The 13,314-nt window shown below is 63.6% G+C and carries 14 protein-coding genes and 1 pseudogene; 9 read left to right on the top strand and 6 right to left on the bottom strand.

Annotated elements, in window-relative coordinates; genetic code table 11:
- Positions 1-10: 10 nt before the first annotated feature.
- From C8N44_RS17670 to C8N44_RS17625, 9 genes are all read left to right on the top strand, one after another.
- A complete protein-coding gene (locus C8N44_RS17670) occupies positions 11-2,299 on the top strand; it encodes a heavy metal translocating P-type ATPase (RefSeq protein WP_107978108.1) in 2,289 nt (762 codons plus the stop codon).
- Between the two features lie 476 nt (positions 2,300-2,775).
- Positions 2,776-4,275, top strand: coding sequence for a multicopper oxidase family protein (locus tag C8N44_RS17660; protein WP_245412996.1), 1,500 nt, complete (start codon positions 2,776-2,778; stop codon positions 4,273-4,275).
- A gap of 29 nt (positions 4,276-4,304) precedes the next feature.
- A complete protein-coding gene (locus C8N44_RS17655; RefSeq protein WP_107978105.1) occupies positions 4,305-4,766 on the top strand; it encodes a DUF411 domain-containing protein in 462 nt (153 codons plus the stop codon).
- Positions 4,767-4,838: 72 nt separating this feature from the next.
- Entirely contained in the window at positions 4,839-4,961 is a 123-nt protein-coding gene (locus C8N44_RS24065; RefSeq protein WP_280514096.1) for a hypothetical protein, read from the top strand.
- Positions 4,962-5,165: 204 nt separating this feature from the next.
- Entirely contained in the window at positions 5,166-5,741 is a 576-nt protein-coding gene (locus C8N44_RS17645; protein WP_107978103.1) for a DsbE family thiol:disulfide interchange protein, read from the top strand.
- A 1-nt stretch (position 5,742) separates the two neighbouring features.
- Positions 5,743-6,258, top strand: coding sequence for a TlpA family protein disulfide reductase (locus tag C8N44_RS17640; protein WP_107978102.1), 516 nt, complete (start codon positions 5,743-5,745; stop codon positions 6,256-6,258).
- 34 nt (positions 6,259-6,292) lie between these two features.
- Positions 6,293-6,991, top strand: a complete 699-nt coding sequence (locus tag C8N44_RS17635; protein WP_107978101.1) for an SCO family protein — start codon at positions 6,293-6,295, stop codon at positions 6,989-6,991.
- 32 nt (positions 6,992-7,023) lie between these two features.
- Positions 7,024-7,467: a hypothetical protein gene (locus tag C8N44_RS17630; protein WP_107978100.1), complete on the top strand. Its 444-nt coding sequence runs from the start codon at positions 7,024-7,026 to the stop codon at positions 7,465-7,467.
- A complete protein-coding gene (locus tag C8N44_RS17625; RefSeq protein ID WP_170121101.1) occupies positions 7,468-8,208 on the top strand; it encodes a cytochrome c biogenesis CcdA family protein in 741 nt (246 codons plus the stop codon). It abuts the gene before it with no gap.
- Between the two features lie 638 nt (positions 8,209-8,846).
- On the opposite strand, the gene C8N44_RS17620 is transcribed toward C8N44_RS17625, so the two are convergent.
- From C8N44_RS17620 to C8N44_RS17595, 6 genes and pseudogenes are all read right to left on the bottom strand, one after another.
- On the bottom strand, positions 8,847-9,863 hold the full coding sequence (locus tag C8N44_RS17620; protein ID WP_107978099.1) for a TrbL/VirB6 family protein: 1,017 nt from the start codon (positions 9,861-9,863) through the stop codon (positions 8,847-8,849).
- 15 nt (positions 9,864-9,878) lie between these two features.
- A complete protein-coding gene (locus tag C8N44_RS17615; RefSeq protein WP_107978098.1) occupies positions 9,879-10,292 on the bottom strand; it encodes a hypothetical protein in 414 nt (137 codons plus the stop codon).
- Complete coding sequence (locus tag C8N44_RS17610) at positions 10,289-10,474, bottom strand: DUF4177 domain-containing protein (protein WP_210204180.1); 186 nt, start codon at positions 10,472-10,474, stop codon at positions 10,289-10,291. The genes C8N44_RS17615 and C8N44_RS17610 overlap by 4 nt, the downstream gene beginning before the upstream one ends.
- The gene (locus C8N44_RS17605) at positions 10,461-11,459 is read right to left on the bottom strand and encodes an ATPase, T2SS/T4P/T4SS family (RefSeq protein ID WP_107978097.1); all 999 of its coding nucleotides are present in this window, start codon (positions 11,457-11,459) and stop codon (positions 10,461-10,463) included. Before C8N44_RS17605 ends, C8N44_RS17610 begins: the two co-directional genes overlap by 14 nt.
- A complete protein-coding gene (locus C8N44_RS17600; protein ID WP_188758786.1) occupies positions 11,459-12,844 on the bottom strand; it encodes a TraB/TrbI/VirB10 family type IV secretion system protein in 1,386 nt (461 codons plus the stop codon). Before C8N44_RS17600 ends, C8N44_RS17605 begins: the two co-directional genes overlap by 1 nt.
- Positions 12,841-13,221, bottom strand: a pseudogene (locus C8N44_RS17595) (TrbG/VirB9 family P-type conjugative transfer protein); the annotation flags it as partial. The gene C8N44_RS17600 and the pseudogene C8N44_RS17595, both read right to left, overlap by 4 nt.
- Between the last annotated feature and the right edge of the window lie 93 nt (positions 13,222-13,314).

Raw genomic sequence — 13,314 nt, 5'->3', positions numbered from 1 at the left:
GAGAAGCATCATGGCGGCCGAGAGCGCAGCACAACGTGAATGGCGGGTGACCGGCATGGATTGCGGGTCCTGCGCCGCGAAGGTGCGCGGCGCGGTCGAGCGTCTGCCCGGCGTCGCCGATGTCGATGTCGCGCTGATGGCCGAGCGGTTGCGGCTGACCCTCGATGAGACACGGACATCGCCCGAGAAGATCGAGACGGCCGTGCGTGGCGTCGGATTCGGCATCGCGCCCAAGGGCGCACGGCCGGAAAAGCCCAAGGGCGGCTTCGTCCTGCCGGATGGGGCGTTTCCCGCTGCGGCGGAGACCCCGGAAAGCGACAGTGACCCGGACATAGACGACGGCCCGGCCGAGGATGCGCCGACCTCCTGGATGACCACCGCCAAGGGCCGGCTGGTGCTCGGCACCGGCGCACTCCTAGCGGCGGCCTGGGCGTCCCGGCTCGTCCTGCCGGCCGAGATCGCGCACTGGGTCTTCGTTCTGGCGACGCTTGTCGGGATCGTGCCGGTGGCGCAACGCGCCTTCGCGATGGTTCGGGCCGGCATGCCCTTCACCATCGAGATGCTGATGACCATCGCTGCCTGCGGTGCGCTGGTGATCGGAGAGCCGGAAGAGGCCGCGCTGGTCGTCTTCCTCTTCGCCGTGGGCGAGCTTCTGGAAGGCGTGTCGGCCGGCAAGGCGCGTGACAGCATCCGGGCGCTCTCGAAGCTCGTGCCGAAGACGGCGCGGCTCGAAGTGGGCGGCAAGACGCGGGATGTCTCGGCCGAGACCCTCCAGGTCGGCCAGGTCGTGCAGGTCCGTCCCGGCGACCGCGTGCCCTGCGACGGCGAGGTGATCGACGGCACCTCGGGCGTAGACGAAAGCCCTGTGACGGGCGAGAGCGTCCCCAGCCTCAAGGAGCCCGGTGCAGATGTCTTCGCCGGGTCGATCAACGCTGAGGCGCTCCTGCGCGTGCGGGTCACGAAGGCGGCCGAGGACAACACCATCGCCCGCATCGTCCGCCTCGTCGAAGAGGCCGAGAGCGCCCGCGCGCCGACCGAACGCTTCATTGATCGGTTCAGCCGGATCTATATGCCTGCCGTAGTGGGCGTCGCACTGCTGGTGGCGGTCGTCCCTCCGCTGGCCTTTGGCCTGGCCTGGGGCGAATGGGTCTACCGGGCGCTGGCGCTGCTGCTGATCGGGTGCCCATGTGCGTTGGTCATCTCGGTGCCCGCGTCGATTACCTCGGCCCTATCGACAGGAGCGCGCAACGGCCTTCTGATGAAGGGCGGCGCGGTGATCGAGGCGGCGGCCCGCACGACTCATGTCGCCTTCGATAAGACCGGGACGCTCACGCATGGCAAGCCGCGCGTAACAGATGTCTGGGTGCTCAGCGGGAGCGAGAACGACCTCATGGCCCTCGCGGCCGGCGTCGAGAGCGGCGCCAGCCACCCGCTCGGCCAGGCGATCTGTGCCGAGGCCGAACGGCGGGGTGTGGGCGCGGCGTCAGCCACGGGGGGCCGCGCGCTCCCCGGCAAGGGGGCGGAAGCGTCCATCGACGACGTGACGGTCTGCGTGGGGTCTCCCCGGCTGGCGGAGGAGCGCTGCGCGCTCACGGAAGACCTACGCACGCGCGTGGCGGCCCTGGAAGCCGACGGTAAGACGGTGGTCATGGTGTTGCGCGATGACGTTCCCCAAGGCCTCATCGCGCTGCGGGACGAGCCGCGCGCCGATGCGGCGGATGCTGTTACAGAGTTGCGCAACCTCGGCATCTCTTCGATCATGCTGACCGGGGACAACCCGCGCACGGCCCAGGCCATCGCCGACGGGCTCGGGATCGAGCATCGCTCCGAACTGATGCCGGAAGACAAGGTGACGGCCATCCGCGACCTGACGGCGGACGCCCGGGTGATGATGATCGGCGACGGGATCAACGACGCGCCCGCGCTCGCGGCCGCGCATGTGGGCGTGGCCATGGGATCGGGCACCGATGTCGCGCTGGAGACGGCCGACGCGGCGATTCTGCGCAACCGCGTGACCGATGTGGCGGGCAAGGTCCGCCTCGCCCGGGCCACCATGTCGAACATTCGCCAGAACATCGCGATTGCGCTCGGGCTCAAGGCGGTCTTCCTCGTGACCACCGTTCTCGGGCTCACCGGCCTCTGGATCGCGATCCTCGCCGATACCGGCGCCACGGTGCTTGTCACGATGAACGCCCTCCGACTGCTGTTCTTCCGGCCCGCCGGCACGCCTGAACCCCCGGAACGCATCGGTCCGACCGCCGATGAGGCACGCTCCGATCACGCAGCGGCAACGACCTGAAAGGAGATAGCGATGATCCTCACCCGCCGTGCCATGATGGCCTACGGAGAAGTGATCGCCCGTCGATTTACCTTCTAGCACTGGAAGCCCCATTTTCGCCTCCGATGATGCGTTCCCTGATTCTCCTCTTGGTGCTGTCCCTGACGGTTAGTCTCCTTGGGCCGCTTGGCCCAGGTGGCGCGGCCGCGGCTGTGCCGTCGGAGACGATGCAGGCTATGTCCGGCTGCGACGACTGTGTCGACGCTCCGGTGACGGAGTGTCAGTTCACTTGTCTTGCGCCGTGCGCGGCGGGTGGTCTGATGGCCTTGGCCAGCAGCCCGATGGTTCTTGTGGAAAGTGAACAGGCACGCGGGTTGCTTTTCGGAGTCGACCGGCCGTTGTTGTCGGGCAGCAGCGCTCCCCCCGAGCCGTCACCGCCCAAACTGTCTCTCTGAAGTTTCCGTCATCGGTCAGACCGTTCCTGGCTGATCGGTACAGTGCGTTCGCGTGTGGTCAGCGCGATGCTCCCTCTTCAGATACAGGCGGATCTTATGTCCTCTTCTGTCCTTTTTACCCGGCGCGGCCTGCTGCGTCTCGGCGGCGCTGCGTTTGCAGCCGCAACCATGCCGATGCCCGGGACCTCCCAACCGGCTTCGGAGCCCTTGCGTCTACGAGCTGCTCTGTCGCGGGTTCATCTGGCCGGCGTGCCTGAAAATTCCAGTGCAGTCTGGGCCTATAACGGCGGCGTGCCGGGCCCCGAGATCCGGGTGCGCCAGGGCGAGCCCATTCGTGTGCGTGCGGAAAACGGCCTCGCCGAGGAAACAACCGTGCATTGGCACGGCATTCGCACACCGAACGCGATGGACGGCGTCCCACACCTGACCCAGGCGCCGATCCCGGCTGGCGGCGAGTTCCTCTACGAGTTCGACGCCGTCGACGCCGGGACGTTCTGGTATCATCCCCACCAGCGCTCATCCGAGCAGGTGGGGCGGGGCCTCTACGGTCCGCTCATCATCGAAGAGCACGATCCGATCCGGGTCGATCGGGACTTGATCTGGATGCTCGACGACTGGCGGATGACCGACGCGGGCGAGATCTCCGACGACTTCGGCAACCGCCATGATGCGGCGCACAATGGGCGCGTCGGCAACACGGTGACGATCAACGGCACTTCCCCGGAGCCCGTCGCGGTGCGTCGCGGCGAGCGCGTCCGCCTGCGGCTCATCAACGCGGCCAACGCTCGCATCTTCGCGCTGGACTTCGGCGACCTCGATCCGGTCATCGTCGCGCTGGACGGCCAGCCAGTCACGCCGCACGCACCGGCAGAGGGTATCGTCGTCATTGGCCCGGCAATGCGCATCGACCTTGTGCTGGACATGGCCGGCCACCCTGGAAGCCGCACAACGGTGCGCGACGTCGCCTACCAAGGCCTCGAGTATGACCTCGTCGAGGTCCGCTACGACGAAGCGCCTCTTCGGAAAACCGTTCCGGACTGGTCGCTCGACCTTCCGGCGAACCCGCTTCGAGAGCCGGATATCGCCGCCGCCACGCGCCACAAAGTGGTCTTCAATGGCGGCATGATGGGTCAGATGATGATGGGCGACGACGCGGCCTCCATGATGCAGCAGATGCGCGACGGGGCGATGTGGTTCATCAACGGCCAAGCCGCCGATGGCCACGTGATGGACCCGCTCGTGTCGATGGCTCTTGGCACGAGCCATGTCTTCGCGATGGATAACCGCACCACCTGGCACCATCCGATCCATCTCCACGGACATTCCTTCCGGGTCATCGCCCGGAACGGAGAACCGACCCGGTATCGGGAATGGCAAGACACGGTGCTCGTCGCGCCGGAAGAGACGGTCGAGATCGCCTTCGTCGCCGACAATCCCGGCGACTGGATGTTCCATTGTCACATCCTCGAACACCAGGCCGCCGGAATGATGGCTGTCGTCCGCGTGGGCGACGGCGCCACCGGACACCGCGCAAATCTCTGAAACCAGCAGTCCACGAAAGGACGAAAGACATGAAGAAGGCCCTGTTTGGACTGGGCGGCCTCGCTGCCCTCGTCTCCGCCGCCACCTTTGCCCTCGGCCTCGGCGCGGCCCCCGTCGCCGCTGGCGAAGAAGTGGTTCTCTATAAGAACCCTCAATGCGGCTGCTGCGAGAATTACGCCGACTACCTTCGCGACAACGGTTTCGAGGTCGAGGTGAAGCCGACCCACGAGCTGTCGAAGATCAGCACCGAAGCCAGCATTCCGGAAGACCTCATGGGTTGCCATACCGCCTTTCTCGACGACTACGTGGTCAGTGGACACGTTCCGATCGAGGTGGTCGACAGGCTCCTCGAGGAGAAGCCGGAGCTTATCGGTGTCACCATGCCGGGAATGCCGCTTGGCTCTCCCGGCATGGGCGGCCAGAAACAGGAGCCGTTCACGATCTATGGCATCGCGAACGGTGAAGCACCCTCCGTCTACGCCGTGAAATGACCATGCGGGCAGCTCCGGCAGTCATGCTGGAGCTGCCGGCTCTTTAAGGAAAGTCGAGCAAGGATGAATTGCATGATGATGAACGGGGAAATGATGGGCCCGGGCATGATGCTCGGAATGGGCGTGATCTGGATCTTGGTCCTGGCGGTGCTGGTGCTCGGGGTTGTGGCCCTGATCAAGTATCTGCGTAGCTGAGGAGATCCGGATCATGTTGACCAGCCTTCTCGTCTCCGACGGGGCACGGCAAGGGGACTCGATTCTGCGACTCGGACTGTTCTGGGCTGGCTGCCTCCTGATGATCCTGGTGCTGCTTGTCGTGTTGGCAGTGTGCTGCATGCGATTACGCCCGCCCAGCTCTGCGCGGCGGCAGCCCCGCGGCGCAGACAGGGAAACACACCAATGACCGATGTTCCGAAATCCTCACGTCTGCCGCGTCTGCCTTTACTGATCGTCGTGCCGCTCTTGGCGACGCTACTGTTCGCAGTCTTCGCCTGGGGCCTGTTCAACAGCTCCGAAGACCTGCCATCAGCCCTCCTCGACAGGCCGGTGCCGGAGTTCGACCTGCCGCCGGTCCAGGGACGCGAGGCGGGGCTATCCACGTCCGACCTCGCGGGTCATGTCTCGCTGGTCAATGTCTTCGCCTCCTGGTGCGTGCCCTGCCGGCAGGAGCACCCGCTCTTCATGAGCCTGAGCCGGAGCAACGAGGTGCCGATCTATGGCATCAACTACAAGGACCCGCCCGACCAGGCCGCCGCTTGGCTCGACGACCTTGGCGATCCCTACACTCGCATCGGGGCCGACCACGACGGACGCGCCGGGATCGAATGGGGCGTCTATGGCATCCCTGAAACCTACGTGATCGCCGCCAACGGGACCATCGCCTACCGGCACGTCGGGCCCCTCACGCAATCCGACATCGACAACACGCTGCTGCCTCTGGTCCGAGAGCTGCAACAGCGGCACGGGACTGAGTAAAATGAGACATCTGCTTCTGGCGGCCGCGACCGCCTTCTTCTCCGCGACGGCGGCGCTGGCCGGTGGACCTCAGGGCTTCACCGTCCACGATTCTCCCCAGGAGGTGCCGAACTTCCGCTTCGTCACGGAGGATGGCACGCGGCACTATCTCGAGGAGTTTCGGGGCCGCACGATCCTGCTCAACGTCTGGGCCACCTGGTGCCCGCCCTGCGTCGAGGAGATGTCGACGCTCGACGCGCTCGAGGGCGCGCTCGGCGGACCGGAGTTCGAGGTCGTCGCCGTGTCGATCGACCGGGCGGGCATCCCCGTAGTGCGACGGTTCTTCGACGAGATCGCCGTCGAGAATCTCGACATCTACGTGGACTCGACCGGGTTGACCGCGACAGCCCTTAGGGCCTTCGGCCTGCCTGCCACGATCCTCATCAGCGCCGACGGTAAGGAGGTGGGGCGCCTCATGGGCCCCGCCGAATGGGACACCGCGGAGATGATCTCATTTATCGAGAGTCACATCGACTGACGGCGCCAGCGCGCCACTAGATACGGACGATATCATGCTGAAACAGATCACGCGCCGCCTTGTCCTTGCCGGCGTCATGACCATGGCCGGACTGCCGGCTCTCGCCAATCATCCCGGCGAAAATCTCGACGAGCGCATGCTGGAGATGGAGAAATATTTCCAGCCGATCGAGGGCGAACAGGCGCCCGGCTTTAAGCTTCAAGATGCCGAGGGACGGCCGGTCGCCCTGTCCAATCTCGAAGACAAGGTCGTGGTGCTGCATTTCATCTATGCGAGTTGCCCGGACGTCTGCCCGCTCCATGCCGACAAGATCGCGGCGATCCAGGAGTCGATCAACGCCTCGCCGATGGGGGACATGGTCGAGTTCGTCTCGATCACCACAGACCCGGCGAACGATACCCCGGACATTCTGCGCGACTACGCCGGCTGGCACGACCTCGACACGGCAAACTGGACCTTTCTGACCACACGTCCGGACCAGCCCGAGGATACGACCCGGGAACTGGCCAGCGATTACGGCGTCGAGTTCACTATGTCGGCCGAGAGCGACGCGATGATGCACGCGCCGGTGACCTTCGTGATCGACCGCGGCGGGCGCCTCGCGGCCAAGTTCCACGGCATGGAGTTCCAGCACGCCAATCTCGTGCTCTACGTGAACGGGCTGATCAACAACGCGCAGCACAGGCACGAGGAGGAAGGCTGGTGGCATACGCTGACGAACGTCTTCCGATAAGCCAGACACGCGGCTCCGGCGCAGAGCGACCGATGCTGTCTCTCGACGCATTGCGGCGGTATCTCGCGATCGTGATCCCGGCCCATCTGGCATGGGAGTTCGCTCACATGCCCCTCTACACGATCTGGCATGAGGGAACAGTGGGCGAGATCCTGTTCGCGGGGCTGCACTGCACCGGAGGAGATATCCTGATCGCTCTCAGCACCCTGGTCGGTTCGCTGCTGTTGGTTGGAGGGAATTGGCCGGTGGATCGTGCTGCGGCACGATGGGTCGCCATCGTCACGCTCCTGGCGGGCATTGGCTACACGATCTTCAGCGAGTGGCTGAACGTGGAGGTGCGCGAAGCCTGGGCCTACACCGCGCGCATGCCGATCCTGCCGTTGGTGGGCACCGGTCTTTCGCCTGTGCTGCAATGGCTGATCATCCCGCTCCTTGGCTTCTGGTGGGCCATCAAGCCATTTCGCAAGGAGGCATAGATGTTGGAAATTTCGGGCATCGGCGTCTTCGCGGCCTTCCTCGCCGGCGCCATCTCATTCCTGTCGCCTTGCGTCCTGCCGCTGGTGCCAGGCTACGTCTCCTTTATCGCCGGCCAACCCGGACTCCGGACCGCGTGGCATGTCGGCATGGTGGCTCGAAGCCGCGCCCTGGGCTTGAGCGCCTGTTTTGTCCTCGGCTTCTCGACGGTCTTTGTAGCCTTGGGCGCCGGGGCCAGTGCGCTTGGATCGCTGCTTCTGACATGGAGGACAGAACTCAACCTTGTCGGCGGGGCGATCATCGTCCTGTTCGGACTGGTGATGCTCGGGGTTCTTCGGTTCGGTGGTCTCGCGCGCGACACCCGGTTCCATCTCGACGTGCCCGGCGGGCGCCCGGTCGGAGCCTATGTCCTTGGTCTTGCTTTCGCCTTCGGCTGGACGCCTTGCATCGGTCCGATCCTCGGGGCGATCCTGACAGTGAGCGCGAATTCGGGCAGCCTCTCGAACGGCATCTGGCTGCTGGCGATCTATTCGGCCGGGCTCGGTGTGCCTTTCCTTCTGGCCGCGCTCTTCACGGACGCCATAGCTGCCCGCGTCAAGCGGATCGGAGAGGCGGGACGGTGGCTCTACAAGGGCGCAGGAGGGGTGATGGTCCTGATGGGGTTGGCGATCATGACCGGCCAGCTTTCGCGCTTTGCCTATTGGCTGCTGGCAACCTTTCCGTCCCTTAGTCGCATTGGTTGAGAGGCCGCACCCAATCGTGTCCATCCACAGAGGAACAATGGCGCTGCCAGTGCAAGAAAGTTGTCGAAATAGCGGGCTGCGGCACGGCATTCCTGCGGCGAAGAAGGCCACTTCCCGCTCAATGCAGTATAAGTGATGGGGACTGAGTACTTGCAACGAAGGGCGGCTTTGTCCCGGCGCTGCGCCGCGGCGCAGAACCCCGGTCGCTGCGGCTGCGAGCGTCTCCATCGTCATGCTACAATTGCATTGATTGGCCGCCGAAGGACCGAAAAGTCCGCGTTGTGTAAGTTCATCGAAGGTGCAGCGAATGACTGAAGGCATCTGATCGAAATATGGAAACCTGTCTTGACTGGGGCAGGTAGGGACAAAAGTTCCCATTTTGTTCTCTTATCCAATAAGAACTATTATGTTATATGCGAGTTTTTGATTCCCACACCGGGCACTCTTTCGAACTCGCGCGTGTTCGCAGTAGCAATGGCTAAGCTCTATGCCTTGGCCTGACCTGCAACCAAGATGTCGAACGGTCCGATCTGGGGCGTGATCAGACCAAAGGCGAGCCGCCTTGGCCTTAGCGTAGGATTTCGCACTTTCCTGCAAACTACCCGACCATGAAAAAGGCCCGCCGAAGCGAGCCTTTTTCATGTCTCGGACAGTCTTTTGTTGCGCTGCATCATCCTTTGGACTCGCGCGCCAGCGCCCAGGGCGGCCGACCTCGATGCCGACCCGGCCAGCTCCGTTCCGCTTCGCATCCCGCGTTGCGCCCGAGCCTGCGAGCCGCTTGTGTTCGCGGCCCCCGCCGTGAAGGATCGAATGCCTTCCGGGCTGACCGCCTGCATCGCCGGCATCACCACATTGCCGGAGATCGAGCGCACGAGAAACGGCGTTGCCAGGATGAAGGCTTTGGACATGAGAACCAGCATGAAGAAAGGGATCAGCGCCCCGATATTCTCGGCCGAGCCCGGATCGCCAAGGGTTGCCATGAGGGAACCACCCACACCGATGATTGTCGCGAAGATGCCCGCGATGACCACAGGATAGAGGGCGAAAGAGGCCGTCGAGCTGACCCAGCGGAGAAAGTAGTCTTTCGTCGCGTCGAAGAGGGTCAGGAAGATCATGATCGGCGCAAGGGCCAGCATGAGCGTGAGGATCACGCGCGAGAAAACCACGATGAAGGCGGCGATCCCGCCGAGAAGGCTGAGAAGAACGAGGCCGATGCCGTTCGTGATCGCACCCTGCATCCAATTCATGCTGTCTGCAATCGCGTCCAGATATTCCGTCATGTTCTCAATGAGACCGTCGAACTCTTCCGCGAAGGTGCCCGAAGGCCCGATTTCACCGCCGCCGCCGACCGAGGCGACAAGTGATCCCGCGATAGAGTCGATGCCGTTGAGAAGGGCCGACGAGAATTGATCGAACTGCGTCCAGCTCTGCGCGAAGATCGAGATCAGCACCATCTTGACCACGAGCCAAAACGCCATCCGACCGTCCATGTCCCGAAACCCGAATATGAGGTTCAGGAAGACGAGGATCACGACTAATGTGCAGGCCACCGTCCCAATAGTGCCGACCGTCGCCGCAACCATTCCGAATTGCGTCTCAGCCGCATCATTGAGAAACCCGTCAGTCGTCTCGACAAAGAACGTTACGACGCCCATTTTCGTTCTCCTGCTCTACCAGAGCCCGGCGTCTCTACAGATCGGCCGACCTTCATTCCTGTAGGTCTTCGTCGCTTTCCGAATGTCGGGGATGACTTCCAGAAACTCGAAGCGCGAGATTCCGGCAAATTCGGTTTCCATCGCCTCTGTCACGTTGTCCCAGGACGGGAAGCGCAGCTCGCAGGTGCATTCCCCGGCTTCGACCACATTGCGATAGCCTTCCTGCTGATACAGCTCCGTCGCCAGCTCCGAGCGCGTCAGGCCCTCATTGGAGGGGTTCGCGACCCATTCCGGGCGCGCAGGCGCATCCGGGCAATCCGGGTTCTCCGGCTCTTCGTTTAGATCGGGCAGCATGAACGAGTCCTGCGCGGCCACAGGACCAGCCATGAGGCCCGCCATCATAAGGGCGGCAAGGTGGCGTCCCATCATGCCACCGCCTTTGGCTCAGCCGCCATCGGCCGCTTGAAGAAGAGGTGCAGATCAGTCGGCCCGGCCGTCACGACCGATACCAGCTCCCAGCCTTCTGCGCTCCGCCGCGCGAGAGTAGCCGGCATTTCCTTCGTCTTTTTCCGCAAGTCGATGGTATCGACCTCATGCTCAAACTTCATCATGGCCTTGGCCCTCCTTTTCTTCCGCGCCCGGCAGGAAAAATTCGGTGATACCCCGGTCGCCTTCGAGACGGCCTGTCTGGATTACCACGTCGATAGAGTTTTCGATGTAACGCACCATGTCGGCATAGGTCATCGGGACGTTTGTTTTCAGGGCAGCAATGGCGAGTCTTTGCATCGCCAGTTGCGGCGTCTCAGCGTGCAGTGTCGTCATCGAGCCACCGTGCCCGGTATTGATCGCTTCGAGGAAGGTCATGGCTTCCTGTCCGCGCACCTCGCCCAGCACGATCCTGTCAGGCCGCATCCGCAGCGTTGAAGTCAGTAGCGCGTCTGCCGTTTGATGCTCGACTTCGCGGTTCGAGATCAGCGTGACCGCATTCGGCTGCGCTGGCAGCAGTTCAGCCGCCTCTTCGATGGTGACGATCCGTTCTTCCGGCGGCACGTAAGAAAGGATCTTCCGCGCGGCGACCGTCTTGCCCGTGGACGTGCCCCCGGCAACGATCATGTTGAGCTTGTGATCCACGCAGAAGCGCAGGCAGGCGGTAATATCGCCGCTTGCCACAATGGAGCGCAGCTCGCGTGTTCGCTCCTGCCGGACTTGTTCGAGGCTACGTTCCTCGCCGTACAGCAACTTCAGCTCGATCTTGTCGAGCGGAACGTTCGTGAAGAACCGCAGAGAGATCGACGCACCGCGGCCGACCACAGGCGAGACCATAACCTGCGCGCGGATCGGGCGATTCCGATATTCGATGCTCACCGAAACGACCGGCTTCGACTTGCTCATCGTCGTTTGCGTGGCCGATGCCACTTGGTTCGCCAGGTCTTTCGCCTGCGTCTCAGACAGCGCCGTTTCAAGGGGCTGCATGAAGTGGTCCCCCTGAAACTCGCCCCACACCCGCCCGTCAGGGTTCACGCATATCTCGATCACGTCCTCCCGCGAGGCTTCGGGGATTCGGTCGAGAGAGCTTTCGAGATACCCGGAGCCCATCAGAAAATCTCCAGGTCCCGGTCTACCATGACCGTGACCGTCTCGCCTTGGTCGACGTGGATCACTGGACCGAGGGACAGGTAGTCATCGAGGGCACTGTTCGATGCGCTTTCCAGATCGCCACCAACCTGATCCGCCGCGTCGGCGGCATCCTCGCTTTCGAGCTGACCGGCGCCATAGCTGGCCCCCGCCGAGATCAACGAGATAAGAGCCGCTGATCCGAACCGTTCATCGAACCGGGAGTCCACGAACCCGCCCACACCTGAGCGCCCCAGCTCATCGCCACCGAAGGCGCTGATTTCGACGGTCTGCTGCGTCGGCAGAATGATCCGGTCCCAAGCGATGGTGATGCGCTTCTGCGCAATCTCGACGCCCGATTGGTAACGCCCAATAAGCCGCGAGCCGCGTGGGATCAGGACGCGCGACCCGTCATAGGAATAGACGTTCTCCGAAGTGAGCGCGCGCACCTGGCCGGGCGTCGAGCTATCGACGGCCGTTTCGAGCGACGCCTGTATCAACGTTCCTTGCGGCACTGTGTTCGACGGATTTGCTATCACTTCCGCCTGAGTGACCTCGGCCGTAGCGCCGCCGTTGCGGACGAAATCGGTTCCCGCATCGAGTAGCTGTTCAGCCTCATCGCCAGCGCCGTTGTCGGACCCACCGCCGCCAAATGCGATGATGCCGCTCTCGTTGCGCGCGGTTTGAAACTCCCGCGCCTCCTGCCGCCGCCGTTCCAGCTCCGCAAGACGGCGCTGTTCCTCTTCGCTCGGCCCGGTCTCGGCCGGAGCCGTGGCGGGCGTCGGGTTGGGCTGCAACCGTGCGAGATCGAGGTCTGCTTGAAGCTGGCGCAGCTCCCGGTCACGTTGTTGGAGCTGGCGCTGAAACTCGCTCTGAGCCTCTTCGTTCGCCTCTTGCAAATCTTCGACCTGCGTAAGCAAGTCATCAATTCGAGCGTCTTGCTCCGACGTGTCTTGCTCTTCGGCCGGAGCGTCGCGGAGATTTTCAATCTCCGCTTGGAGCCTGTCGATCCGATCCAGCAGCTCGGAGTTCGGGGCCGCTGCCGGTTGCGGCTCAGGCTCCGGTTCAGGTTCCGGCTCAGGTTCAGGAACGCGCGTCGGCGTGATCGTCCCGAACCCGTCACCTTCCGGCTGAAACTCAGCTGGAGCGCTCGTCTGCATCTGCTCTTCTTCTTCGGGCTGCATAGAGAGATACACTAAGCCGCCCATGAGGCTGATCGCCGCCACGCCGCCGATAGCCACCAAAGGCGACACGTTCGGGCGCTGGCGGCGTGCGCCGGAGCCCCCGCCGCTCTCACTGCTTTCAAGGGCTTGCAGACGCTCTTCGAGGCTCGGGTTTCCCTCGCTGTTGGTGTTCTCATCGCTCATTGCTGGCCTCCTTGCGTCGGCAGCGCTTCCACGCAGATTTCTTGGTCGCCAAGGCGCAGCACCCACCTGTTGTTGACGCCGGAGACGCGGATCACGTCATCTTCGGTCGCCATGCTGTTCACCGATCGCTCATTGCCGTTCGACCATTTGAAGATCGAAGGCACAGGCGCATTTCTGGCGAAGCGGAAGTAGGTGAACGTGCCATCGTCCCAGATCGCGGTCGGCGTGATTTCCGACTGGCCGCTCACGCCGTAATTGGTGTTCGGCGCGCTCCGCGCGACTGCATCGCGCGGCTCAGCGCGCCGGTCCTGCGGATAGTCGAACCGGACTACGTAGTGCGTCGGGTTCGAGGTTTCGGTGACGCTGAAATAGTAGGTAAGCGGCGTCTACGCCCCATCGGAGTTCAGCTCGACGGCTTGAAGTTCCAGGGTAGCAACTCGTCGATCCGGTTCGCGGGATGCCCTGCCGCG

It is taken from the genome of Allosediminivita pacifica, from assembly GCF_003054175.1.
Lineage (GTDB): Bacteria > Pseudomonadota > Alphaproteobacteria > Rhodobacterales > Rhodobacteraceae > Allosediminivita > Allosediminivita pacifica.
This window is presented reverse-complemented; position numbering and strand designations above follow the sequence as displayed.